Genomic DNA, 25,047 nt, shown 5'->3' with positions numbered 1-25,047 from the left:
GCGCAAAAGAAATAATACGTACTTCCGTATTTTTCTCAGCTAAACCAATTCCATATAGATCTGATCGGCAAGTCCGAAATGAGCGTGTTTAGTGAGGCTTGTAGTATACTCGTCGTACATCATATCTTCATACATCGACTGCGCATAGCTTGATTCCCCGCCGGATTTTAAAACGGTCTTCCGCATTGAAGAAACAAGAATTTTTACAAAATAAGATTCAAGCTCAAGCGATTTTTCATAAAGTTTGCTTGTTCTGTCGATCTTTTTGTCTGCGGAATATGATGAAGAATTTGCGGCCGCTCCGACGGGAAGCGAGTTTTTATCGCTTTCGGACGTGTATAAACCTGAAAATCCGCTACGCCAATCGCCGTTAATGCGCCCGTTTTCCGCTATCATGTTTGACGAAATACCGGTTTTCGCATAGGAAGATTCCGTTTTTACAGAAGGATGTTCGGCTTTTGCAGGAGAAGATTCGCTTTCCGCAGGATCCGTCCGCCCCAAACGACGCGTTTCGGATATAAGGTTTAAAAACGTCTTGTTTTCATTTTTAAATTTTGCGGACTGAACGGATTCAGTTCCCTGCATTACGGAAGACGCAATTTGGCCTACGGTCATCGTTTTATCCCCTTATGTAAAATTTTTATCTTTTAAGATTTACGGCAGTGCTCAGCATGGTATCGGAAGTCTGTATCGCCTTGCTGTTGAATTCATAAGCTCTTTGAGCGACAATCATCTGTACCATTTCGTTCACTACCGAAACATTGGACATTTCTACAAATTTGTGTTTTGTAACTCCCATTCCTTCATAACCGGGACGACCGGGAATAGCTTCTCCGCTTGCGTTCGTTACCTTATAAAGATTGTCGCCCGAAGCCTTTAATCCTACCGCATTCGGGAACCGGTAAAGTTCCATCTGTCCTACCGTAGTGGGAACGTCGTCGCCGTTTAGCTTTACGGAAACTCGGCCGTCGTCGCTTATGCTGAGCGTGTGAAGATCGTATCCTTCAGGCAGAATGATTTCAGGCATGACGCGAAGTCCGTTTGAATTTACAAGTTGCCCCGTCATGTCGACTTTAAACGAACCGTCGCGCGTATAGGCATAGCTTCCGTCATATTGCTGCACGCGAAAAAATCCGTCTCCTACTATCGCAAGATCCGTGTCCACGCCCGTATTTTGAAGAGATCCTTGGGTGAAAACGCGCTGCGTAGCGGCGACCTTCGTACCTGCTCCCTGCTGAACACCTACGGGAGTGACGGTGTCTTCCGTCGCGGGAGTTCCCGCCAACTTCAGATTCTGATATATCAAGTCTTCAAATTCCACACGCTGCTGTTTAAAACCTGTCGTGTTCACGTTCGCAAGATTATTGGAAATAGCGTCGATATTCGACTGCTGACCGTTCATTCCAGTTGCGGCTGTCCAAAGGCTTCTTACCATTTATTTTCTCCTGTCTCTTTTAATTCTTGCCAGCTACCTGCGAACCGCTATGCGCGACCAGAGAGTGCTCATCATTGAATCTTCACTTTGAATCGTCTTTTGATTTGCCTCATAGGCTCTGTTCACTTCAATCATCTGAACCATTTCGTTTACTACGTTTACATTGGAAGTCTCTATAAATCCCTGTAAAAATTTCGGCCGATCGTCGCCTTCGGCGATAAAAGCTTCTCCCGTAATATCATTAGAATTGTACAAATTATTACCCATTTTTTTTAGGTAACGTTCGTTATCAAAACGTACTACGCGAAGACGGTCGATCACAGTATTATCGTCAAGGTCGTATATCATTCCGTCCTCATTTACTTTAAATTTATCGTCAACAACTGTGATAATTCCGCTTTCGCCCAGCACAGGATAGCCGTCCTTCGTTTCAAGAATCCCTTCCTTGCCTACAAAAAAATTGCCGTTTCTGGTATACCGCTCACCTAGGGGAGTCATTACGGCAAAAAATCCTTTACCGCCCAAGGCAATGTCGGCATTCGACGAAGTCGCTTTAAACGAACCCTGTTCAAAATCCGTGTAGTTTTCATTGGTTTCAACGCCGAGTCCCAATTTGCCTATGATTGGAGCCGCGTCGGCAGAACCGAAGACCGTCGGATATACGCCGTCCGCATCGGTTCTCCTGAGCAATAATTCCGAAAAAGATTTGCTGGCTGTTATGTCGCGCTTGTAAGCAGTCGTATCAACATTCGCAAGATTATTGGAAATAGCATCCAACCTGTTTTGCTGAGCGTTCATTCCGCTTGCGCCGATATACCATCCGCGTATCATTTACACCTTCCTATAAAATTGCACGAAGGAGAAAATCTCAATTTTCGACTGAGTGCAATTCGTGCGCGATAGCGCACAATTTAATAAAATCGCAAAGTTATTCTTTATTAATTATCGGGATTCCGAAAATATTATTTAAGTATTTATTTGTAATTTCAGATGTTAGGCCTTATAATTTATATGGAAGATACACGGTAGACAAAGCTTTACCGGCGGCGTAAAATCATTAAGGGCCATAAAACAGGAGGGGCAGATGTCAAACGGCGAAAAAGAAATTCGCGTACTTGCAATTATCCTTGGAGGCGGAAAAGGCACAAGATTATATCCTTTGACAAAAGAAAGATCAAAACCGGCTGTTCCCTTCGCCGGAAAATACCGAATAGTAGACATTCCCATATCAAACTGCATTAATTCAGGTTACAGAAAAATATATCTTGTAACCCAATTCAATTCCGCTTCACTGCATCTTCATATTTCCAATTCTTTTAACTTCGACCGCTTTTCAAACGGCTTTGTTGAAATACTTGCCGCGGAACAGACTCTGGAACATTCAGGATGGTACGAAGGAACAGCAGACGCGGTGCGTAAAAATTTCATACATTTTAAATCGCAAAAGCCCACGCATTATATAATACTTTCAGGCGACCAGCTTTACCGAATGGACTTAAAAAAATTCATGGAACAGCATCTGGAATCGAACGCGGATATTTCCATAGCAACTACGTCCGTAAACAGAAAAGACGCTTCCGGGTTCGGCATAATGAAGATAAATGAAAAAAAGACCATCATCGAATTTATGGAAAAACCGGGCAGCGACATGAATATCGACGACTGGAAAATCCCCGAAAATGCGCGGGGAGATCTTCCGCCGGAAAAAGAATATCTGGCTTCGATGGGCATATACATCTTTAACGCGCCGGTTATGGAAGAAGTTCTTGACAACATATATCCCGACTTCGGTAAAGAAATAATACCGATGTCTATAAAAACAAAGCACATAAACTCTTATATTTTTAACGGATATTGGGAAGACATAGGAACGATAGAAAGTTTTTATAACGCGACTTTGGCCCTAACCGACATAGATCCGCCGTTTAACTTTTATGACGAAGAAGAGCCGATCTACACGAAGATGAGAAACCTTCCTCCGTCAAAGCATAACGAAGCGATAATCAAAAATTCAATGACGTCCGAAGGCTGTGTGGTCACAAGGGCAAGCATAAATCGATCGGTAATAGGAATACGATCCGTCATCGAGTCGGGAACGGAACTTGACGGCGTGATTACAATGGGAAGCGATTTTTACGAAACGACTGCCGAAAAAGAGGAAAAATTGAAAAAAGGCATTCCGTTTATGGGCATAGGAAAAAATTGTAAGATCGCAAAAACCATAATAGACAAGAATTCTTGTATAGGTGATAACTGCCGCATAAATGTAGACGGAAACAAATATGAAAACGGCGATCACGGACTGTTTTACAGTTCGGACGGTATTATAGTCATACGAAAAGGCGTGATCCTGCCGGCAGGAACTATAATTTAGTATCAAGGCTCCGTCTCGAAAGTCGGTTACTTTTCGGACAGACCCGTTTCCGAAAGCTTGAAAATCTTAATTAGATTGTCGCGTCAGGCGCCGCTTTCCGCAGATTTTGACGCGGCGGCATCGTTTTTTGCCGTGCCGTCCTCAGGCAAGATTTCGCTGCCTTCTATGCCGTATTCGGAAAGCTTACGATGCAAAGTCTTACGTCCTATGCCCAAAACTTCCGCCGTCTTCGACTTGTTTCCTTTTAAAACTGCCAAATTCTGCAAGATTATTATCTTTTCCGCTTCGGACAAGGTTATGCCTGCAGGAACCGAAATTTGAGCGTCGGAAGAAACGTGGCTCACGGACGGAGGCAGGTCTTCCAAGGTAAGCTCGTTTCCGCTGCACATTACGGCGGCGCTTTCAATACAGTTTTGCAATTGCCGAATATTGCCCGGCCAGTCATATTTGTATAAGGCCGCCCTTGCGCGAGGATCGATGCCTTTTATATCCTTGTGATTTTCTTTTGCGAATCTGTTTAAAAATCCGCTTGCCAAAAGGGGGATATCGTCTTTCCGTTCGCGCAAGGGCGGCACGTGTATGTGTATGACATTCAGCCTGTAATACAAATCTTCACGAAAACGCCCTGCCCTTACCTCTTCTTCAAGATTCTTATTGGTAGCAGTTATAATGCGCACGTCAACTTCGATAGTCTGCGTTCCGCCCACGCGTTCGAATTTCTTTTCCTGTAAGACGCGCAAAATTTTTATTTGAATGTTTTGATTTATTTCTCCAATCTCGTCAAGAAATATCGTGCCGCCATGAGCAAGCTCAAACCTCCCCTTAACAAGGCTGTCGGCTCCTGTATACGCTCCTTTTTCATGCCCGAACAGTTCCGATTCCAGCAGCGTTTCGGACAGTGCGGCGCAATGTACTTTTATAAAGGAATTTTCTTTTCTCGGCGAAAGATTGTGTATCGCATCCGCTACAAGTTCCTTACCTACTCCGCTCTCTCCTGTAATAAGCACCGATGCCTTGGACGGAGCGACCTTCCGTATCAGTTCAAAAACTTTTTGCATTTCGGCGCTTTTGCCGATCATGTTGTCAAATGAATGGCGGCCTTCAAGTTCTTCCTGAAGCTGCCTGTGCCTGAGAGAAAGTTCCCGGTTTTTAAGAGCGCGTTTTACGATAAGTCCCAGACGATCAAGATTTAAAGGCTTGGTCAAAAAATCATAGGCGCCGTTATGCATGGCTTCTACGGCGGCGTCTATGCTGCCGTGCCCTGTAAGCACTATAACAGGTATTCCCGGAGATTCAGTCGTAACGCGGCGAAGAAGATCTTCTCCCCTTATTCCGGGCATACGCAGATCGGTTATCACAAGGTCTATTCCGCCTTTTTCTATATAAGAAAGCCCCTCTTGCCCGTCTGCGGCCACGCACACATCGTATCCGTCCATTTCAAACGAAGCTGCAAGCCCTTCTCTTATGTTTTTTTCATCATCTATTATTAAAATCGTAAATTTCATATTTCATCCTCGATTTTAACCGCAGGAGGATTTTTTATTTCCTCGTCGTGCGGTAAAAGGCGCATGCCCGTCTGCGGAATCGGCAATGAGATTGTAAAAACGGATCCTTTTCCCCTTGCGGAAGTAACGTCGATTTCGCCGGAAAATTCTTTAACAATCTTGTAGACCATCGTCATACCGAGCCCCGTACCGTTAGGTTTAGTCGTATAATAAGGCTCGAAAATATGAGAAAGAGTTTTTTCGCTCATGCCTATGCCGTTATCGGATAAGATGAGAACGTATCTATCGTTATCCGTGCGGGAGACTATTGAAAAACGCCCTTTAAAAGATTCGTCCCCTAAAGAACGCTCTTTTATCGCGGCGATAGAATTTTGAACTATATTGCTTATGACCTGATGGAAAAGCTTTTCATCAATCAAAAGGCGCGGAGACGCATCGCATAATTCAATGTCCGTTTCTATGTTGTTTTGTGCGAATTCCGGCTTAAAAAGTTCGGAAAGCCGTTCGATAAGAGCGTTAGGATCGCTCAGTTCGAGGTTGGCGCTTATAGGCCTCACCGCAAACAAAAAGTCGACTACGATTTTATTAAGGTTATCTATTTCCTCATTTATCACATTCAAATAATTTTCAATAAATTTTTTATCCGGCAAAAGCCCTCCACCTTCCCGCGCTTTTTTAAGAGCCTTTTGAATAAGCTGAATGTGTATGCCGATCGCCCCTAAAGGATTTTTTATTTCGTGCGCTACGCTTGCCGCAAGATTCGTAAGGCTCGCAAGGCTTTCCATGCGGCGCAAAAGCACATCCTGGTTCCGCTTTTCGGTATTGTCGGCGACGGAAATAATGGTTCCTGCGGAATTATATCTTCGCACAAGCGGGATGAGCGTAAGCGTTATAAATCTTGCAGAACCGCCCGAAGTCGTAACCGTAAATTCCGAACACAAATTAGTCTTGTCCTGCTTATAACAGGTTTCTATAAACGACGCGATTTCAGCATCGTCTATTAGATTCCAAAGCGGAGTGTTTTCAGCCTTAGGATCTTCAGGATGAATCTTAAAAGGAATATAACGGCCTACGGCCTTATTGGCCTTTTGGACTATAAAAGACTTGTTTACAACCAAAATACCTATGGGAATGGATTCGAACACGCTGTTTAAGGTTTCGTTTTCGTCGCTTACACTGTTAAAAAGCTGTTCGATCTGTACGGGAGAGAGTTTTGAAACTTTTTGAGAAACGCGTTTTACAAATCCATGCACGGCAAAATTCCCGGACGAACCGCAGTTATCTTTAAGAGTTCTCTCACAAGCTGCTCAAGAGCTCCTTGAGGAGATTGATTGTACGATAAAACATTATTCATGCATTTATGAAGCGATTCTGAAATTTCTTTTGCAGCTTCACTTCCGGCGGCGCTTTTAAAAAGAGGCCGCGTAAAATTCAGACATTGCTGTAAAAACATCTTTAAAACGGTCTTAAGCGAAAAATTACCGCAGGCCTTGCAAACAGCCTGAACGTCAGGAATTTTTGAACGTGAAACGGCTTTCATAAAAGTTTTTGCGCTCTCTTTTATCGAAGCCGGAGGAACAGGAAGAAATTCATAAAGGAATTGTTCTATACTGACACCACCGATGCCGCAAACACTACCAATACCGGCACCGCCGGCAGAGTAAGAAGGAGAGGCACAGGGACGAACGGAAGATGACAAGCCGGAGGAAGCGGAAGAAAGACGATCGGAATGAACGGGATCGGCGTTTAGTGTCTGAGGACTGTGAAATATGCGGGAAATAACTTCAGCCTGCTGTTCTACAGTGCGGTCGTTAAAAGAATATGTTCGCACACGGGAAAGTATTGTGGGCATGACGGCGCTTCGTCTGGTCGTTGTAAGAATAAAAACCGTGTCTGCCGGAGGTTCTTCAAGTATTTTTAAAAGAGCGTTGCGCACTCCTTCGAGCATGCGGTCGGCGTTTTCAATTATTATGATCTTTTTACCGGAATTGGAAGGCAAGTGCGCCCACGATGAAGCGTTCCTCACGTGCAGCACAGGGATAGAATCATACATAAACTCATCTTCAAGTTTTGCACACTGCTTTTCAAGATCATTGCAAATTTTTACGAGTTCTTTTTCAGGCGGAAGTGTACGGGAAACGTCTATTTCTTCAAGTCCTTCGTTTATGGAAGACGTTAGAACCGCGATTTTTGAAATTTTATCGTCGCCGTCCCATAACACTGGATCAAACCTGAGAGTAAGTTTTTTTATGCTGCGTATAAAAAGGTAATGCGCAGCCCTTATGAATTTGGCGTTTGAATTTACCGCGTCGAGGAAAGTTTTTTTTGCTGCGGAAATTTCAAGGCAGCAATCTCTGGGGCCTGTCAGTAAAATATCGGAGGCTGTCAAAGACCTGTGCCTCACGCAGGAAGCGCAAGTGCAGTTCCACTCGCCTCTTTTTTCACTTCTACATGAAAGAACGCGCGCGGTTTCAAGCGCACAGGTGAGCTTTCCCGAAGACGAGGGGCCTGAAAACAGATTAGCACCCGGAAGATTATTATCCAAGACGGCGCATTTAAGTTCCGAAACGACATTTTGGAACAAAATATTGTCGAACATCAGGCAAAAAATCCCTGCATGTACTTTGACGGTCCCGATATAATATCTGCAAGCATATTATAAAAAAAACTGCCCGACAGGATTTTACGAAAATCAATCCAAGGCTGACCTCGCATAAGAACAATCAAAAACGCAATAACCGCAAGCCCTTCCGCGCATCCGAACAAAAAACCCAAAGCGTGATCAAGGCCGCCCATGATTTCACTTGAAAAAATTTTCGCGCTAAGATGCTGTATTATCTTTATTAAAAGATATACGACAATGAATATTACAAGGAACGAAAGTATCCGTGAAATAATTTCATTTTTGATATAATTGCTTGCATAAAATGCGAGCCGGCCGTAAAAAACTACGGCTGCGGCAATACCGCAAATAACGGAAGCCTTGCCGAAAAATTCTTTAATAAGTCCCTTTGCGGCCGCCATGAGCGCAAATATCAAAAGCACAAACACAAAAAAAACATCGATAGCATTAAACATTTTTTTTTCCTTTTATATCGTTATTTATTAATTTATTATACAACAAAGAGGCAATAAATGCTGCAGGTCTTTCCTGCGCGATTCTTTTTTCGCACGCAGCGGAAAAAGAATTTCTTTTTTCTTTGTCTTCCATAATCGTCAAGGCCTTTTTTAAATGATCGGAATCGGCTTTGTCGCCGACCAAAGTCAGCGCGGCGCCGTTTTTTTCAAAATACGAAGCGTTTTCGACTTGATCGCCGCGGGTGGCCTTTCCGCACAAGGGAATAAGAACCATGGGCTTTTTAAGAACGGCGCATTCCCACAAGGAATTCGAACCTGCGCGGCACAGCACTATGTCTGAACAGGCGATAACGTCAGGCATTTGAGTATAAATAAACTCGTAAGGTTTGTAACATTTTCCATGCATTTCGGCTAAATCCGTTCTATTCGAAGGACATTCGTCAACGGACGGTTCAAAAACGGATCTTATCTGACGCTCAAGTTGACGTCCCGTCTGATGGATAACAATAAAACGCTCGGTAAGCCACAAAAGATTTTCCGCAACAAGATCGTTAATCTGTTTGGAACCGGAACTTCCGCCCAAAACCAAAAGCAGAGGTCTGTCAAGATCCTTTTGAGCCAGTCCTAAAAAATCCAAGCCTCTGTTTTTATCCGCCTGAAAAAATGACGGTCTGACGGGATTTCCGGTAACTATAAGCTTATTTTGTGCTTTAACGGAGAAAAAGCGTTTTGTTTCGGTATAAGACAACAAAACGCGAAAAGCGCTCTTACTGTTTATGCGGGTAGCAAGGCCGGGCGTAAAATCGCACTCGTGCGTATAAACCGGGATTTTCTGTATTCCGGCACATATGCACGGAGGAACGGAAACGAAACCTCCTTTTGAAAAAAGCAGATCCGGTTTTAATTTCAACAAAATAAAAAAAGAAGCTAGAAGTCCGCCTAGAATTTTAAATACGTCGATAAAGTTTTTAAATGAAAAATTTCTGCGGAATTTTCCCGACGGAATGCCGTAAAACCCTGTAATAGAGCATTTCCCGTCAGGCCCCATGCTTTTTTCAACGATCATACGGTCCATACCCGAACGGTTGCCTATCCAATAAATTTCAAGATCTTCGGAAGGCGTTTTTTTTTCAAAAAGCAGCTTTAACTCGTCGGCGACGGCAATTCCCGGATATATGTGTCCGCCCGTTCCGCCTCCCGTAAAGACGACTCTATACATAATTTCAGTCGCTTTCCTTGTGAAAAGGCGCAAGAACCTTTACGATCTTTTCATTTTTGAATAATACGGCATATTCATAGGCGGACATACCCATAGAATCTTTTATGTCAGGATCCGCTCCGCCTTCGGCAAGTATGCGGCAGATGTTTTCTTTTCCTATGCCCACTGCAAGAACAAGGATGGATTGCCCGTCCTTGCTTAAACAGTTAAGGTCGGCGCCCTGTGCGACAAGAAGCTTTATTATCGCTTCGTTCGATTTCCATACTGCGTCCATTACAGCCGAGTATCCGCGGTCTTGAGAGCACAAATTAATGTCCGCATTTTCGGATATCAGCCATGAAACGATTTTTTTGTTTTCACTTCTAACTGCGACGTTAAGCATAGGCGTTCCGGTGGGATCGCGGGAATTTACATCTACTCCCGCCTTAATAAAGAGGCGGCAAACGGGAAGTTTGTCTTTTACGATAAAGCTTGCAAAACATTCGGGAGTAACGGGAATTCCCTTTGACAAAAGTTCTTCGGTCGCAACGCGGCGTATGTCTGCCTTTTCAATCTGCGCATATTCTCTGTCAAGAAAATCGACTGTTTCTTTTACGGAAGTAAAATTCAAGATAGAATCGTCAAGCTTAGTGAGGAAAGGCAGATTTACGCAATATAAAGGCAGATTCCGCCCGGCTATTTCTCCGAGCAGAAAAAACTGCATTCCGGAGAGCAAAGAATCGGAAGCAGGAAGTCTGCAAAAGTCTTCATCTGTAATTACCACATGCGTGAATTTTTTAAAGACCGTTTTTAATCTCTTTCCGGAGTGAAGAGCCTTTACGTCTTCCCGGCACAAGGCTGAAAATTTCTGTTCACGCTTTAACAGAAACTCTTCAACAGGCGAAACATAATCAGGCTTTATTCGCTCATCCGATTTTATTATCAACCATTCCATATCCCAGTATTATATGTTAAAACCCTCAGACTCTCAAGATGATTTTTCAACAGCTTTTTGTGCATCCGACCTGAAACGTGCCTGCCATACCGCGCGGCTTACGCCGTCGGCTGCCGACGTTAAACATTTTCTCAAATCAAGACCTATCTATTTTTCATAAAAAATAGAAAAAAACAAAAACTTGAAGTATAATAAGATGAATTGCGTTAATACTGGAGATATACATGGCGTACGAAACACTTTTTGAACAGATAAAAACGGTACCGCAGGAATATCTTGCGGATATTGAAAATTACGTCGAATACATTTTATACCGTTACAAAAAAAACACCGAACAAACATCCGGACATGATTTATCAAAATATTTCGGCAGCGTAAAAATATGGCGCGACGGCCTTGCGCTACAAAAGGAAATGCGGAATGAATGGAATTGACTGTATAGCCGATACAAATGCGCTTATTTATCTTCTTTCCGGAGATCCTTGTATGAAGCCCTATTTATTAAAACGCATTGGCCTTTCCGTTATATCTGAAATGGAATTGCTTTCCTTTCCCGGAATAACGACTTCTGAAGTCGATAAATTAAAGCAATATATCCCGCTCTTCTTCACGGAGAAGACGGCGGTTTTTGGGTTGAGTTTCCCGACTTGCCCGGCTGTACGACACAAGGCGACAGCCAGACGCTGCAAGAGGCTCTTTGCAAAAAATTGCACGTTGTAATGTAGCAGGTTTTACAAGCCGATTTCATGATAAAAAACGGCACCCTTAAAAACAGGATGCCGTCCTCTATGCTTTTTATTACAATCCTTTGGCTGCGTTAGCGCCCGCTTTACGGCCGTTCACGCAAAAGTCTACGATAGCGTTGCCGCCGAGCCGGTTCGCACCGTGATAATTTCCGGTAATTTCTCCAGCGCAATAAAGACCTTTTATAATCGTACCGTCGGAACGAAGCGCATGAGCATCGTTATCGACGTTTACGCCGCCCATAGTGTGATGCGTCGCAGGCTTTCTCGGATATGCATACCACGGACCGGTTAGCAATTTTTTCGTCCACGTAATGCGTCCGAGCGGATCTTTTGCCGAACCGTCAACATAGGTATTAAAATCATCGACCGTTTTTTGCAAAACGGCGGCATCCATATTGAGCGTTTTTGCCAGATCCGCAAGCGTCGCGCCCGATACGTATCCTGCCAGATGATTGTCGAGAAAGTACGCTACGCTTTTGCCGCCGAGCGTCTTGCCTTTCGCAGGATCGGGTACGGTGTCCGCGCTGAACAGTTGATACATAAGACCGTCGGGCTGCGCAATAATTGCAAGAGACATTTCGTCGCGGCGGCCGTCTTCACGGACAAAGCGCTTTCCTTCTTTATTTATATACATGCTTGCGCTGTACGTGAGCGTAATATCGCTTGTCGCGCCCGTCCATGGATTTGCATACGGGAGCAGCTGTATCTGTTCCATGTTGATGAGTTCGGCGCCCGCGTTCTGTGCCATAAAAATGCCATCGCCGGTAACGCTTGCCACATTCGTCGTAATGACTTTTTCGCTTAAATCGGGCCACTTACCGGTTTGACAATACTTTTGCCGCATCTGAACGTTTCCTGCAAAACCGCCGGTCGCAAGGATAACGCCTTTTTTTGCGTGCAGCGTCACTTTATTCCCCGCTTTGCCTACCGCATTTACGCCTACAACGTCGTTGCCGTCCATTATCAAACTTTTCGCTTCGGTGTCCATGAGTGCGGTAAATTTGTCGCTCCGTTTTGCAAGCGTGTCTTCAAACGCTTTGAAATAACCGGTACCGTTCGGCATGACCGACGTATGCGTACGCATGTAGAGAGAACCGCTTGCGGAATTGATTTTATTTGCAAATTCCATGCCCATGGATTTAAGCCATTCGAGCGCGGGATAAGCTTGTGATGCGAACACAAGCAAGTGATCCAAGTCGCCGACTTTGTCGCCGCCGTTCCACGTTTGAAGAGCGAACCATTCCGGGCTGTCAAAAACTTTTTTATCGGTTTTCTTAAATGCGTCGAATTGCTTTCTAACGGTTGCCTGTACCTGTGCGTGAAGTGGACTTACCGGTTTTTCAGCAAGAGCGGCTTCGACGAGCGGGTTAAGGCTGCTTTTAATATCGGCGTGATCTTGAAGAGCGGGATCCGGGCAGTTATAAATACCGCCTGAAACGATCGAGTTGCCGCCGAAAATCCCCGTCTTTTCTACAACGATGACGTTGGCGCCTTCATCCGTCGCCGCAATCGCAGCGGCAAGCCCCGCGCCTCCGCCTCCTACGATAATGACATCCGCCGTCATATCAACGTCTTCGGCCTTTGCAACATTTCTCGGCGTATTCTTTGCGTTAAGCTTTTCTACGTTAACACCCGCGCTTTTCAAAGCGGCGTCCGTCGCCTGCATAATCGCGCGGCTCGTGATCGAACTTCCGCTTACGACGTCTACATTCGTGCGTTGTTCGGCAACGATCGCCGACGGAATAGCCGTTCTGGCCGCATCGCTCAATCCGGGCGTTTCATTATGCGAAGTGATTTCAACGGACTCGATCGCTTTATCTGAAAGCGTCACTGAGACGGCAAGTTTGCCTCCCATTCCGGTGCCTTCGCCGGTATAGGTTCCCGCTTTGAATTTGCCTCCGCAAGAAACAAAAAACAGCGAAGATGCAAGCATCATCGCTGTCGCACGCTTTAAAAAAGCGATTTTTTTCATATTTTCCTCCCATAAATGATGTACGTGCGCTGTTATAATATCACATCGCCTCATAAATGTGAACATCTGTGCCTCTTGCCGTCAACAGCCTCTAAAAATCGGCGACCTTCTGCGTCTAAGTTATGTAATTTATCGCATTCACAGCGACGTTTCATTCAATATTTTAAGAAACGGAATACATTATAGACCGATATGAATATGATAACAAGCATGATACCCATAAACAGCCGGTCGACGGCTCGGTTGTCCATTTTTTTGGACACCTGCCGTCCTGCGGAAGCGCCCGCAACGCCGCAGACAATCATGCAAATCAATAGCGGCCATGAAAAATCGGGAACGCTGCCGGTGATAACGCTGAAAATGAGATTCATTATCTGTGAAAAAAATATGATATAGAGTGAATTAAGCGCGGCGTTCCTGCTGTCCAAAGAAAAAAATAGAGAAAGAGCCATAATATTAATCGGGCCGCCGCCGATTCCTAAAAACGAACTTAAGATTCCCAAAAACAGTCCCGCCGACACGCAAAAAAAAGCATTTTTTATGTCGTAGGTTTTGATTTTGTCCTTGTATAACACATAAAAAAACACGGAGCCGGTAAGAATTATCATTAAGATGTTTTGCGTTATGCCTACGGCAGAATCATTGCCGGCGCGGAGTTTTACCGCTGAAAAAAGCATTTTGCCGAAAATGCCTCCGATACCTCCGCCCAAGGCAAGAAAGGTTCCTCTGGGACGATCCAAGCGGACGTTTTTATTTTTAAAAAAAATACTGACGACGGTCATTGCCAAAACGGTTGTACCTGAAAGAAAACTGATCGATGAGACGGGAATGTCAAGGACGGCGTCCATAACCGGTTTTATGATCACTCCCCCGCCTATTCCGCTGATTGAACCGACCAGAGTAGCGATAAGAGTGACTGCGATTATAACAACTTCCATAATTCCGACACGGCTGTTGCGGGAGCCTTATTACGGGTAATAGAAAAGAATGCCACCGGTCAGAATCGAACTGACGACACAAGGATTTTCAGTCCTTTGCTCTACCAACTGAGCTACAGCGGCGTAACAGATAAGAATATATAGGCAAAAAAAAAAATTGTCAATAAGTGAATTCGCCGTAAAAATTCCGCGATGCCGAAAATCCGCTATGCACCGTAAATCCCGGCAGCGTCGGCCGCCGGCCATCCGTGCTGCTGCGAATCAGCCGAAAATCCGGTGTATAAAGCCCCGAACGTCACTCTTTTACTACCATTACCTTTCTGGTCTCGTCAAAGCCCGAGCCTGAAACGCGTATAAAATACATGCCGCGCGCAACCTTAGTTCCCGCATTGTTTTTTCCGTCCCACCTGTAATTGTGAACGCCCTGAGATGCTCTTCCGTGCTGTAAATAAGTTACGATATTGCCGTCTAACGTCATAACGGCAACATTCAATTCGCCGTTTTGGGGCATATCGACTTGAATTACGACTTTTTCACCTGCATTCACATTTATGACGTTATTAAATATGCTTACGCCGCCGCGCTGCAGCGACAAGTCTTTGAGCTTAAACGACCACAGGTCTATAGACGCTATGTCGTTAGGATCTTTTAGCCGAAGTGCGTATAACGGAGCTTTTGCAGTGTCATTTACGCCTGAATAGTTCAATATATTCGGATATACGGGAGTATGGCAAATCTTTATTTCGCTATTCGAACTATCTACAAGGCCGAACATAAATGTAATCTGATCGCCGGCTTTCCAATCGCTATAATGGCTGTCCGTAGTTACCGGAAGTAAAAATCCCGCCGCCGTAGACAAAGGCGGATTTATAAAATATCCGTCCTCAAACTTTATAAATCCGGAATTATTTGCAGATGAAAGACTTGGGAACACATCTGAAGGAGACGTAGAAGGAAGCCACACGCGCAAATCGCTTCCGGTATTATAATTGTATTGAACCGAAACGGAAGCGGCGTCAGGATCCTTATCGGCAAATAAGACGGGCGTTTTCGTATGAGAAAGACTCGTAGACAGGCCGCCAGAATTATCCGCCGTTCCGTCATACAAAACCGCGTTTATAAAGATGTCGTGTCCGGCCAAAAGAGTTCCGTAGTTCCCCTGCTCCGCATCCCAACTGCGGACAGCCCAACTTGAGTTTTCATAAAGACCGGAACCGACGTTAACGCCGGAGGCGGTATTACGATTGTCGTACGCATACTGAACTTGAACGGCGCCTACGGCAAAATCGCTCAAAGCGTGAGCCGTATGAACCGACGCATAATTTCCGACAACATCTTGAATGTATGAAACGTAGGAATTATTAACACGCGTAACAGGATCGGTTGCAAATCCCGTATTTTTGACGCACACATGAAGATCTTTAACATCGTCAAGAGTAACATTTTTTGTCAAAGTTAAAATCAAACCCGTAGAGCGCTCGTTTACCGAATAAAGTTTTGCGGGGGCAGTCGCGTCTATCCGAAGCTCAGTAGAGCCGGTGATCGCTCCCGCTTTAACAAGTTCAAGGCTCTTAGGAATTTCTGCAAGGGCATTCGGCATTGGTATTAACGGATTCCCGGAATTATCTATCCAGTTGAGTGACGACGTATTCAGCTTTTTATTAAAAAGTATGTATAATTTGTTTCCGCCGAGCGGAGCAAGCGTTATGCTGAATTCGGGCGGAGTGCGGTCTATGGTCCTTATTACGGCACTTCTCATTCTGTTGCCGGCTAGGTCGGTTATATAACTTCCGGAATTATCATAAGCGATTTTAAATATCTGGCTCAAGGGCAAGGTAAGATCCGCCAAGGGAATTGAAAAATAAAGGCTGTCCACGCCCATCGAAGTTACGCTTCTGGATTGTGCTCCGGAGGCGTTAAAAAACGGGCTTTTGACCGCGCAAATTATAGCGTTTGAGACGTCAAAGGATTGGGACGGAACTTGGCTTAGGTCGGTAGTATATTTAAATTTATCAGTCTGATTGTATAACGAGCAATAACGGATGCCGCCCGTAGCGAAATTCCGCAAGGAAGGATCGGATGCAAAGGCAAAAGGCTTTGCTCCCCCGAAAATATCCGCCGCATATGTATATGTGTCTTTAAGAGCAGTATCATCTGCGCCGTGTCCCAGGCACCACCCCGCCTTGGAACGCCATGCGGCAGGATCGAGATTTAGCGGATCGGCATCGTATGAAGGAGTATTGTCGAACAGATGAATTTCTACGCGGTTCAGCACGGACGTGCCTGAATTTCCGGTACCGAGCGCTTCATACTCGTCAATACTGCCCGCACTGCTCCAAGGCGACGCAAAGCGTGAAGGTGCAAAACAGGGAGGAGAAACATCCCAAGATCCGTAAAGTTCACTGTTCGCATCGCTTGCGCCGTTTACGGTTAAGACGGACAAGGCGTGATTTCCCGTCGAAGTACTCGAATCAAGCGCGTTGGGAATTATTACGGAGGCAGGCTTATATGCGGCTGAAATGTCCGTTATTCCGGCGTTAATGGTTCTGGTTATTTCTCCTGAGGGCGGCGTGGTCTGATCCGAATTTATATATCCTTTCCAATTTCGGTAAGTATAGCCCCCCTGTGATATTTGCCCGTTTGAATACCCTGCAACAGAAATTCTCACCCTCGTAGGCTGTTCATTAGAATAAGACGACGTATAACTTCGGGCATCTAAGGCCGTTAGAGCAAAATTTCTATACATACTGTAAACAGGATCGCCGGATCCGTCGGAATTTCCGCAGCTTACCCTGCCTTTCTCAATCTTGACAAATCCGCTAAGTTCAAGTCCGTCGCCCGTCAAATTTGCAACATTGCCGTAAACTGCGCTTGCAGGTATGTTAACGGCGTTTTTAGGCACTACTTCAGTACCGCCGTGGCTTATTTTAACTTCTTCCGAATACTTAAGTTCAATAAAATTATGAGCGTCATAGGGCGGCTGACTGTCATATGTCGCAGAATACGGAATATGCAGTTCCTGTCCGGTATAGACTGCGGCTAAGACGGGATCGGCGCGATCCGCTACGGCGGTAAAACGCGCGCCCGGACGCGAATTTGAATCATTAATTCCGTCCCCGTCAATATCGTAATCAAGAGGATTGGAATTACCTACATAGTGCGCGATACGGTTTTTACGGCTGTCGCGCAAAGTCTGATAAACGCCTGAAAGCGCCTTAGGTAGATTTATATAGGGAATACAAGTTCTGTGTGCGGGAAGCGCGGCAGAACTTCCGTCGGGAGTACCCCCTTTCCTGCCGCGGTCGGTGCTGTCGGAGTTCCCTGCGCTTATTCCCGTAGCGTCAGTATTCCATCTGTGAGCGGCATTCAAAGGATCCGTCTTTAGATAAAAAACAGAAAGATCACCCTTTCCGTCCGTCGATATCGTACAATCGGCGTCGACAAAAGAACCTGCAAAACGGTACATTGTAGAGCCGGAACCGGAGTAATATTCTATCTTGGAAACCGCAGCGCTTATTTCGTTATTGGTATTTTCAATAAAACTGCGCGGGTTTCCAGTAGACGAATCTACAAATTCAATGCGGATCACATCGTCGTAAACGGTATAAGTTCCTGAACGATTCGGCGTCCAAGACGGATCGGTAACGTTGCCCATATCGCGACTTTTTAAAACATCGTTTGCAAGAATTAAAGGACGGGAAACAGCCCATCCGGTGCAAGCTGGTACCGTGCAATTTTCTGCGGCGGCGACATACATAGGAGACAAAGTTCCCGTCTTATACACATTACATTTTGACACTGTTGTGTTGTATGCTTCGGCAAATGCGTTTGCCGCGTTATCATTGTCGGGGAGTTCCAAAGTCCATGCGCCGCTTACGGGGCCGTTGATAGTCACGCCGTTGGCATAAAAGTTTTTTTCTACAGTTATTTTCTTGTTCGCCGAGACTTCCACGGAGCCAACATAAGACGTCGGTATCGGCGTTGTACCGTCGGGACAAAGTGTTTTAAATCCTTCAGTGTAAGACGCAGCTTTTCCGAACAAATACCGCGAAACATGATTATAAGCAAAAAGCCCTGTAACGCCCGAAGATTCAGAGGACGCAGTGTCGTCAATATTATACGCCGACCCCAAGAGGATAAGATCCCCTTTTGTCGTAACAGCTCCGTTCGTTCCGCCTAAAAAAAATCTTCCGCCGTATAAAACAATATTATTTGCAACAAGAGGAGAATTTATATTGATTTTTTTAGCCGAGCTTGCGGCGATATGCAAGTTTTTAGCGCCTGAAACGCCGATCGTAAAAGCTCCGCTTGAACCGCCCAGCTTCATTTCACCGTCGATTCCTCCCGAACCGTACAGATAAACGTCAGTCGCAAACGAAACAGTACTTGATCCGCTTGTAATTATTCCTCCCGCAAGCTGATTGAGTCCCGTACCGTTTTGAGTAAAGTTACCCGACAAAAGCGTTATGTCGGCGTCTTCCTCAGTAAGAAAAAGTCCGCTGTTCGTGACGGTAATCGGCCCAAATGTCGCATTAAACTTACCGTAAAATGTATATGAAGTTCCCTTAAGATCCGCAGATCCGACGGAAGTTGAAGCCTTTGCCGTTTCTCCGCCGAAAATCGTCGCGCCTGTCGCGACATTAGTCTGCTTAAAAATTCCTGTAACCTTAAGGGCGTCATTAAAAGTAAGGCTTCCGGAATTTACAACAGTAAATGAAGCAAGAGGTTTCGTTCCTCCCACCGCTTTTTTGAATTCCACATGTTTGCCGGGCGCGTTAATCGTAAGCGATTTTTCGTTTGTACCGGAATTTACGGTTTTTTCAAAGGTTATATCTCCTTTTGAAGAAACGGAAGCGTTTTGTTCCAAAACAACGGGAGAATTGAATTTTACGGTTTTTCCTGAAGCCGTATTTGATACGACATCGGTCGCAGAGGAATTTAAAATTATCTTTCCGCTTGATGTAGTAGAGTTAAAAGAAATGTTGCCGCCCGACGACGAAACGGAAGAAGAAGAATTTAAAACTATATCCCCGCTCGTTGAATTAAAAGAAATGTTTCCTCCCGCCGATGAAACGGAATGAGAAATTGTTATGTCCGCGCTTCCCGAAGACACCGATATGTCGCCTCCTGCCGAAACGTTCCCGTTAAACGAGGCGGAAGTACCGGCATCAACCTTAAAAAATCCGGCGGTCGAATTAAAAGAAGCAAGCGTTACGCTTCCTGATACGGCTTTTAAAGTTACGTCGGAAGCGGCAGTCGTTTGCGAATTTCCGAGATCGATATTTCCGGACGAAGCGGTGATCGTTCCCGCAAGTTTTTTTAGAGCGGGAGACACAGCTGTCATACCGGCGCCGAAAACAAAATTGTCGGCCGCACCGTCGCCCAAAACAAGGTTTCCCGTAGTCGAAAAAGTTACGGCGTTCGTAACTTCGGCGCCGCCCTTAAAGGTTATATTTCCTGCGGACGAAAAGTCCGTTATCGTATTTGCCGTAACCTTTTCATTAAAAGTTATTCCGCCGCTTGCAGTTAGCGTAAGGGCGTTTGTAACGGTCAAATCCTTATCAAAAGAAACGGCTCCGGCATTTGTTACGGTTATATCCGAAGCTTTTAATACTCTACCTATGACTTTAAAATCGCCGCCGCTTGTCTTATTGACAGTAACACTGCCATACGTAGTTCCCGCATGAGGAACAAAGGTCTGTGTCAACGATGAAGTTTCCGTAAATAACAGCGACACTGAAGTGACAGAGCCGTTGTTTGTAAGATTTACATCTTCAAGCGTAAGGATGACGGATGGAACAGAGCTTCCAAGAGAATCTGAAAAAGTCAGCATGCGGTTTGTGCCGTTGCCGGAAATTATCAAATTTCCGGCTAGAGCAACGGAATTTTCAAAAACAGTGTTTGCAGAGAGAGTCGCGTCCTTTGCCAAGTTTATTCCGCCGGGAGCTGTGATACTGCCTGCTAAAGACAGCGAAGCCAAAGTTGACGGAAGAGTAAGAGTTCCGGAACCTAGCACAAGAGAATCTGCCGCATCGTTCCCGATCGCAACAGCGGTACCCGCTCCCAGCGTCATGCCGCCTATAGACGAAGCGGTTCCGCCTGTCCCGTAATTCAAGCTGACGCTTCCTCCGTTTACAATTAAATCACCCGCTCCGGTCAAAGCACCGTTCACAGTCAAATCACCGCCGGATGCTACGGTAACGGAAGCGCCGGCTTGCACTTCAAGTTCCGCAATACTAACGCTCGAAGAAATCTCCGGATAATGAGGCAAACTTGCCGTATCAATAATAGCCTTGTCGCCGGGCCCGGGGACTGCCGACGCAGAGGTTCCACCAGACGTTAAAGACCAGTTTGATCCGTCAGTCCAGTCGTGGAGCGCCCCGCCTGCCACCCAATAATAATCTATTCCCCAAAGTTTATTTAAAAATGAAAGCACGAAAAGGCAAACAAAAAAAAACGCAGGTGTAAATTTTTTGTATTTTTTGGAAAAAAGAAAATCCAGCATATCGAACAGTATAGGTCAAATATCGGGTTTTGAAAACTCATTTATAACTGTGCCAAAGAGCGCACGAATTAAACAGCTTCAAAAATTGATACTTTGTTCGAGTATTGAATTTATAGGAACTAACAGCGTTATGCTTTCGGCGTGAACTTCGTTTGCTTTTGGCAGTTTTCGACCGCCGTCCGATTTAATGAGTGCATTTATGAGAAAATGGCAGAAAATAACAGTACACTTTAAAAAAGTATAATACTGTGTTATAATTTTTTTAATGACAAAGCAGGATCTATGCTCCGAGATTGCACAATCACTCGGAATAACAAAAAAAGACTCAAAGCTCACGATGGACGCCTTTTTGGAAGAAATTTTATGCGTTCTCGCAGAAGGCAAAACTTATTCGCAAACGGGGTTCGGTTCTTTTAAGACTTCGCACGTCGCGGAGCGGATCGGATTTAATCCGGCCTCAAATCAAAAAATGAAATATCCTAAAAAAATAAAGATAAAATTCAAGCTATCATCCGTATTCAAGAAGGAAATAAATGAATGATTTTATTACGCCCGCAGCCCTAGCCTTACGCATACAAAAAAAGACGGGGATTGAAGCGGAACTTGCCAAACGCTTTTCTTATGAATTTTTTGCGATCGCGCGGCGTTGTTTAAAAGAAAATACGGCATTTATAGTTCATAAATTCGGAACATTTAAAAAACTTTGGGTGGAAGCTTCAATAAAAAGAAACCCCAGAACAAATGAAGAAATTGAAGTTCCTGCACATTGGCGCGTAAAGTTTATTCCTTCCAAGAGTGCGGCCGACCGTATAAATGCAAGATATGCACATCTGAAAGCAAGAGCGCTGGGCGGCTATGATTTTTCAAAAAAGCAAAAGGTTCAAGCCGAAAGCGTTTTTTTTAAGAACGAAGTTCCGCCGGCCGCTCTTTGGGGAAATTCACAAAGCGACGTCGAATCTTTTCAGGAACAGGACGACGATTTTGATGATGACGAAGAAAACAAAAAATCCCGCACTCCCTGGATAGTCGGAATAATTTTTCTTTTATTGGCCGTACTTCTTTTTATTTTCTTTAAATTGCTCGGCTCCTTCGGTTCCGGAGTAAAGAAAAGGACGGAAGTCAAACCCGTTAAAACAAAACAGGAGCAGACTTCCGTTATTTCTGAAAAAACGGCGCCCGTCACGGAAATTTCTCAAAATTCATATCCTTTGACCGACTCAAAATACACGGTCCCGGCAGGAAGTTGCTACTACAAGATCGCCGAAGAGCAGTTTGAAAACCGCCATGCGTGGCCGCTAATATATGCAAAAAACGCACAGTTGAATCCAGATCCCGATCTAATCCGCGCCAATGCGATGATCTTTATTCCTGATGAACAAATGATAGTGTCGGAACAGGAAAAAGCCAAAGCATGCTACATGCAAACCTACAAGGCCTATTACACGATAATGCAGAGCCAACCGGAAAATCCTAAAAACGCTATAAGACAGTTCAGAGCCGTGCGCGTCCTAGTTTCAGGTGAAATAATGTTTCCAGGATTCATTGAAGAAAATAAAGCGCAAGTTTCTTTAGAGGACTATAACGACGCGCTCGCTATAAAAAGAAACTACGTCCCGTGAATTTTGCATAATCGAAAAATCCGAGACGGATTTTGCAGGCTGGATTTTTTGTGCCGGACTTCCTTTGCGCAGGATTTTCTTCATATTGCGAAAGTCGAATTAAACTATAATTTTAAAATTTATCGGTTTCATAATAGCTGAACCCGGATTCTAAGGAATTCATAACTTTGTCGACTCTCCAGCCGTCTTTAAGTCTGATCGCTTTATCATATTCGGTAAGCCATTGTCCGTTCAGATAATCGCGGGCTCTAAAAATTAAAAGATTTTCATAGACAAAAAGTATGTAACCGGTTCCGGGCATACAAAAATTCTTAGGAGTGTAGTCCAGTCCCGGTATTTGCAAAGACGGAAATTTATCGTCAACCATAAAAATAGGCGCTATATTAAAAGCCTGGTGCATGTGACCGCATATATAAAGAAAATTATCGTATTTCGATAATATTGTTCTGAGAGCGCCGTCTTCATTCCCTACATCCCAATCGCCGTATTCCCGTCCCGTAAGATGATAGGTGTTTCTAAACGGCTGATGCAACATTACAAAAACGAATTCTTTATTTTTATACGATTCTTCCATTTTACAGTTAAGCCAATCCAACTGCATTTTAGAAAGGTGGGTTTGATGGCGGGTCAGCCTATTATCGGAAGGCGGGTCGCAATTTAAAACAAAAAATTTAAAACCTGCCATTTGATTTTCATAATAAACAGGAGACAAAGAATCATCGTCGCGATAGGGTTTGATGTTTTTCAGCCAAGAAGGCATTCCGGTTTTATAGCAACCTTTATTACCCATCCATAGTTCATGGTTTCCTATGCATATGGTCGCTTTCGGTATTGAAGTTTTGGAAAACTCTTCTCTGAAAATATTCCATCCGTAATCGATCGCCTCGGAAGTTGAATCATGTGTAAAATCTCCGCCGCAGATCAGACCGTCCAATCTAAATGGAAAACTGCGAAGATCGGCCATAGCGCTTCGAAAAATTTTAACGGCCGCAGGTTTTGTATCAAGTATGTGCACATCGCTGAGCAGCGCAAAGACGACCCGCGGAGTTCCCGAAGAAATCATACTCTCATGTGCGTCTTTAATCTTTTTATAAGTCGCCCTGTTTTTATAAAGCATGGAATTAAGAAGCCGCTTCGCTTTTTCCGTGCTTCCATATTCTGCACATAACCCCATACGGTCATTAATCGCCGTCTTTTCAAGTTCAATCGCTTCGGGGAAATAAAGCGCCTGTCTCTCTTTTTGAGTTAAAACATGTCCCGTAATCAATACTTTCTTCAAAAACCCGTTTTGAAATCCCCAGTCTCCGGCGGCATCACAACCTATGCCTACGCCGTCGCTATCCACATCCGTATCCCGGCTATTTTTTATATCAAACTTACAAAGAAGCTCTTCATCGCAATACAAGGAACAAGCATCGTCGCGATCAAAAGTGGCTGCAATAAAATGCCATCGATCGTCAAGAGGTTTCATAAAACCGCCCCTTCCTTGCCCGCAAAACCTTGCAACAAAGCAACCTTCGTAAGGAAGCGCGAGAAATGAAAACCCGTTTTCGTTCGCAAAAGTACAGGAAGTATTAGACATTATCACGCCGCCAAGTTCGGGTATTTCGTCGAAGCCTGAAAACGAATCCTTTTCCGTCTTATTAAAATGTAAAAGCATCGTCGAAAGCGAAAAAAAACTGCGGGGATGATGAGACAGGCCGCAAAGCTGCGTTTTAATCCAAAAAGCAACCGAAAAATCGGATTTTCCGATTTTCAAGCCTTCGTTTTTTAATAACTTGCAATCCTTCGCGTTACGGCCGAATCGGTTATGAAAACAAAATTCTTCATCCAAATAAAAGTCTTTCATCCCTTTACCGCTCCGGCAACCGCTCCTTTTATAAAATACTTCTGCATAAACGGATATACGGCCAAAATCGGGATAACAGTTAAAAAGACAGTTGCCGCATTGAACACGTCCTGACTCAAATTTGTCATACTGCCGTAAGCTCCGGAAAAGTCTATGATATTGGTATGTTTTACCATATCATACAAAAACATTGTAATGGGCTTTAAATTATTATCCGTTATATAGACCATCGCGTCAAAATACTTATTCCAATAATGCACGCTGTAAAAAACCACAATAGTGGCCACCTGTGCCTTAGTTACGGGCAGAACTACAAGTCTTAAAATAGTGAACCACGAAGCTCCGTCGATCATCGCCGCCTCTTCAAGAGCGGAAGGAACTGATTCAAACCCGCGCTTTAGAACAAATGTATAATAAGGGCTCACGACGGAAGGCAAAATCAAACACCATAAGGTATTCAACAGATGAAGATTTTTTATCAGAAAATAGTGAGGCACAATGCCCGCATTAAATATCATGGAAAAAACATATATGTATATAATTACGTTTCGCCCTTTCAATTTCTCATGCGCGAGAGCAAAGGCCGTTAATATTGTACACAGCAGAGCAAAAACAGTCCCGATTATCGTAATTATAACGCTATTTAAAAGGGAACGTAAAAACCCCGTATATTCCAGAATATAGGTAATACCTTTAACATGAAACTGCACCGGCCAAAATATAACTTTTCCGGTTCCGATTGCGGAAGCGCCGGAAAAAGCTCGTGCGAATATATGAACAACCGGCAGCAGACAGATCAAAGCCGTCAAAATCATAATAAAATCGTTTACAAAATGAAATATTTTTTCACCGTTGGATTCTTTCATAAATTCC

At 44.4% G+C, this 25,047-nt stretch carries 18 protein-coding genes and 1 tRNA gene; 4 read left to right on the top strand and 15 right to left on the bottom strand.

Annotated elements, in window-relative coordinates; translation table 11 throughout:
* Nucleotides 1-39: 39 nt before the first annotated feature.
* From HRQ91_RS05180 to flgF, 3 genes are read right to left on the bottom strand one after another with little or no spacing between them, the layout of a single operon-like run.
* Nucleotides 40-615 carry a rod-binding protein gene (locus HRQ91_RS05180; RefSeq protein ID WP_210120570.1) on the bottom strand — a complete coding sequence of 192 codons (576 nt, stop codon included), beginning with the start codon at nt 613-615 and terminating at the stop codon, nt 40-42.
* Nucleotides 616-640: 25 nt separating this feature from the next.
* A complete protein-coding gene (gene flgG / locus HRQ91_RS05175) occupies nt 641-1,435 on the bottom strand; it encodes a flagellar basal-body rod protein FlgG (protein ID WP_210120569.1) in 795 nt (264 codons plus the stop codon).
* A 33-nt stretch (nt 1,436-1,468) separates the two neighbouring features.
* Entirely contained in the window at nt 1,469-2,266 is a 798-nt protein-coding gene (gene flgF, locus HRQ91_RS05170) for a flagellar basal-body rod protein FlgF (RefSeq protein WP_210120568.1), read from the bottom strand.
* 253 nt (nt 2,267-2,519) lie between these two features.
* Here flgF and HRQ91_RS05165 point away from each other — a divergent pair, with 253 nt between their 5' ends.
* Nucleotides 2,520-3,809: a glucose-1-phosphate adenylyltransferase gene (locus HRQ91_RS05165; RefSeq protein ID WP_210120567.1), complete on the top strand. Its 1,290-nt coding sequence runs from the start codon at nt 2,520-2,522 to the stop codon at nt 3,807-3,809.
* A gap of 83 nt (nt 3,810-3,892) precedes the next feature.
* On the opposite strand, the gene HRQ91_RS05160 is transcribed toward HRQ91_RS05165, so the two are convergent.
* Genes HRQ91_RS05160 through HRQ91_RS05135 form a run of 6 tightly spaced genes read right to left on the bottom strand, consistent with a single transcriptional unit; the run spans nt 3,893 to nt 10,545 of the window.
* A complete protein-coding gene (locus HRQ91_RS05160) occupies nt 3,893-5,314 on the bottom strand; it encodes a sigma-54-dependent transcriptional regulator (protein WP_210120566.1) in 1,422 nt (473 codons plus the stop codon).
* A complete protein-coding gene (locus tag HRQ91_RS05155) occupies nt 5,311-6,567 on the bottom strand; it encodes a two-component system sensor histidine kinase NtrB (protein WP_210120565.1) in 1,257 nt (418 codons plus the stop codon). The genes HRQ91_RS05160 and HRQ91_RS05155 overlap by 4 nt, the downstream gene beginning before the upstream one ends.
* Nucleotides 6,552-7,913, bottom strand: a complete 1,362-nt coding sequence (locus HRQ91_RS05150; protein WP_210120564.1) for a DNA polymerase III — start codon at nt 7,911-7,913, stop codon at nt 6,552-6,554. The genes HRQ91_RS05155 and HRQ91_RS05150 overlap by 16 nt, the downstream gene beginning before the upstream one ends.
* A complete protein-coding gene (locus HRQ91_RS05145; RefSeq protein WP_210120563.1) occupies nt 7,913-8,392 on the bottom strand; it encodes a CvpA family protein in 480 nt (159 codons plus the stop codon). Before HRQ91_RS05145 ends, HRQ91_RS05150 begins: the two co-directional genes overlap by 1 nt.
* Nucleotides 8,385-9,611 carry a UDP-N-acetylglucosamine--N-acetylmuramyl-(pentapeptide) pyrophosphoryl-undecaprenol N-acetylglucosamine transferase gene (locus HRQ91_RS05140; RefSeq protein WP_210120562.1) on the bottom strand — a complete coding sequence of 409 codons (1,227 nt, stop codon included), beginning with the start codon at nt 9,609-9,611 and terminating at the stop codon, nt 8,385-8,387. Before HRQ91_RS05140 ends, HRQ91_RS05145 begins: the two co-directional genes overlap by 8 nt.
* 4 nt (nt 9,612-9,615) lie before the next feature.
* On the bottom strand, nt 9,616-10,545 hold the full coding sequence (locus tag HRQ91_RS05135; protein ID WP_210120561.1) for an ankyrin repeat domain-containing protein: 930 nt from the start codon (nt 10,543-10,545) through the stop codon (nt 9,616-9,618).
* A gap of 224 nt (nt 10,546-10,769) precedes the next feature.
* Between HRQ91_RS05135 and HRQ91_RS05130 the strand changes: the two genes are divergently transcribed.
* Entirely contained in the window at nt 10,770-10,979 is a 210-nt protein-coding gene (locus HRQ91_RS05130) for a hypothetical protein (RefSeq protein WP_210120560.1), read from the top strand.
* Nucleotides 10,980-11,343: 364 nt separating this feature from the next.
* On the opposite strand, the gene HRQ91_RS05125 is transcribed toward HRQ91_RS05130, so the two are convergent.
* The 4 genes from HRQ91_RS05125 to HRQ91_RS05110 form a co-directional block, all read right to left on the bottom strand.
* Nucleotides 11,344-13,263: an FAD-dependent oxidoreductase gene (locus HRQ91_RS05125; protein ID WP_210120559.1), complete on the bottom strand. Its 1,920-nt coding sequence runs from the start codon at nt 13,261-13,263 to the stop codon at nt 11,344-11,346.
* Between the two features lie 155 nt (nt 13,264-13,418).
* Nucleotides 13,419-14,201 carry a sulfite exporter TauE/SafE family protein gene (locus tag HRQ91_RS05120; RefSeq protein ID WP_210120558.1) on the bottom strand — a complete coding sequence of 261 codons (783 nt, stop codon included), beginning with the start codon at nt 14,199-14,201 and terminating at the stop codon, nt 13,419-13,421.
* A gap of 50 nt (nt 14,202-14,251) precedes the next feature.
* A tRNA-Phe gene (locus tag HRQ91_RS05115) sits at nt 14,252-14,324 on the bottom strand.
* A gap of 172 nt (nt 14,325-14,496) precedes the next feature.
* The gene (locus tag HRQ91_RS05110) at nt 14,497-20,706 is read right to left on the bottom strand and encodes a FlgD immunoglobulin-like domain containing protein (RefSeq protein ID WP_210120557.1); all 6,210 of its coding nucleotides are present in this window, start codon (nt 20,704-20,706) and stop codon (nt 14,497-14,499) included.
* A 265-nt stretch (nt 20,707-20,971) separates the two neighbouring features.
* Here HRQ91_RS05110 and HRQ91_RS05105 point away from each other — a divergent pair, with 265 nt between their 5' ends.
* Nucleotides 20,972-21,247, top strand: coding sequence for an HU family DNA-binding protein (locus tag HRQ91_RS05105; RefSeq protein WP_210120556.1), 276 nt, complete (start codon nt 20,972-20,974; stop codon nt 21,245-21,247).
* Complete coding sequence (locus HRQ91_RS05100; protein WP_210120555.1) at nt 21,240-22,325, top strand: HU family DNA-binding protein; 1,086 nt, start codon at nt 21,240-21,242, stop codon at nt 22,323-22,325. Before HRQ91_RS05105 ends, HRQ91_RS05100 begins: the two co-directional genes overlap by 8 nt.
* 112 nt (nt 22,326-22,437) lie before the next feature.
* On the opposite strand, the gene HRQ91_RS05095 is transcribed toward HRQ91_RS05100, so the two are convergent.
* Both HRQ91_RS05095 and HRQ91_RS05090 read right to left on the bottom strand, forming a co-directional pair.
* Complete coding sequence (locus HRQ91_RS05095; protein WP_210120554.1) at nt 22,438-24,174, bottom strand: metallophosphoesterase family protein; 1,737 nt, start codon at nt 24,172-24,174, stop codon at nt 22,438-22,440.
* Complete coding sequence (locus tag HRQ91_RS05090) at nt 24,171-25,040, bottom strand: carbohydrate ABC transporter permease (protein WP_210120553.1); 870 nt, start codon at nt 25,038-25,040, stop codon at nt 24,171-24,173. The genes HRQ91_RS05095 and HRQ91_RS05090 overlap by 4 nt, the downstream gene beginning before the upstream one ends.
* Nucleotides 25,041-25,047 lie beyond the last annotated feature (7 nt).

This window comes from Treponema parvum, from assembly GCF_017893965.1.
In the GTDB taxonomy this organism is placed as follows: domain Bacteria; phylum Spirochaetota; class Spirochaetia; order Treponematales; family Treponemataceae; genus Treponema_D; species Treponema_D parvum.
The sequence above is the reverse complement of the archived record's forward strand: the minus strand, read 5'-3'. Positions and strand labels throughout refer to the sequence as shown.

What these genes read in the sequence shown, in the direction of transcription:
- HRQ91_RS05160 (WP_210120566.1), bottom strand. Translation starts at nt 5,314, where the DNA reads ATGAAATTTACGATTTTAATAATAGATGATGAAAAAAACATAAGAGAA.
- HRQ91_RS05180 (WP_210120570.1), bottom strand. Translation starts at nt 615, where the DNA reads ATGACCGTAGGCCAAATTGCGTCTTCCGTAATGCAGGGAACTGAATCC.
- HRQ91_RS05090 (WP_210120553.1), bottom strand. Translation starts at nt 25,040, where the DNA reads ATGAAAGAATCCAACGGTGAAAAAATATTTCATTTTGTAAACGATTTT.
- HRQ91_RS05140 (WP_210120562.1), bottom strand. Translation starts at nt 9,611, where the DNA reads ATGTATAGAGTCGTCTTTACGGGAGGCGGAACGGGCGGACACATATAT.
- HRQ91_RS05120 (WP_210120558.1), bottom strand. Translation starts at nt 14,201, where the DNA reads ATGGAAGTTGTTATAATCGCAGTCACTCTTATCGCTACTCTGGTCGGT.
- HRQ91_RS05110 (WP_210120557.1), bottom strand. Translation starts at nt 20,706, where the DNA reads ATGCTGGATTTTCTTTTTTCCAAAAAATACAAAAAATTTACACCTGCG.
- HRQ91_RS05100 (WP_210120555.1), top strand. Translation starts at nt 21,240, where the DNA reads ATGAATGATTTTATTACGCCCGCAGCCCTAGCCTTACGCATACAAAAA.
- HRQ91_RS05125 (WP_210120559.1), bottom strand. Translation starts at nt 13,263, where the DNA reads ATGAAAAAAATCGCTTTTTTAAAGCGTGCGACAGCGATGATGCTTGCA.
- HRQ91_RS05150 (WP_210120564.1), bottom strand. Translation starts at nt 7,913, where the DNA reads ATGTTCGACAATATTTTGTTCCAAAATGTCGTTTCGGAACTTAAATGC.
- HRQ91_RS05105 (WP_210120556.1), top strand. Translation starts at nt 20,972, where the DNA reads ATGACAAAGCAGGATCTATGCTCCGAGATTGCACAATCACTCGGAATA.
- HRQ91_RS05145 (WP_210120563.1), bottom strand. Translation starts at nt 8,392, where the DNA reads ATGTTTAATGCTATCGATGTTTTTTTTGTGTTTGTGCTTTTGATATTT.
- HRQ91_RS05165 (WP_210120567.1), top strand. Translation starts at nt 2,520, where the DNA reads ATGTCAAACGGCGAAAAAGAAATTCGCGTACTTGCAATTATCCTTGGA.
- flgG (WP_210120569.1), bottom strand. Translation starts at nt 1,435, where the DNA reads ATGGTAAGAAGCCTTTGGACAGCCGCAACTGGAATGAACGGTCAGCAG.
- HRQ91_RS05095 (WP_210120554.1), bottom strand. Translation starts at nt 24,174, where the DNA reads ATGAAAGACTTTTATTTGGATGAAGAATTTTGTTTTCATAACCGATTC.
- HRQ91_RS05130 (WP_210120560.1), top strand. Translation starts at nt 10,770, where the DNA reads ATGGCGTACGAAACACTTTTTGAACAGATAAAAACGGTACCGCAGGAA.
- HRQ91_RS05135 (WP_210120561.1), bottom strand. Translation starts at nt 10,545, where the DNA reads ATGGAATGGTTGATAATAAAATCGGATGAGCGAATAAAGCCTGATTAT.
- flgF (WP_210120568.1), bottom strand. Translation starts at nt 2,266, where the DNA reads ATGATACGCGGATGGTATATCGGCGCAAGCGGAATGAACGCTCAGCAA.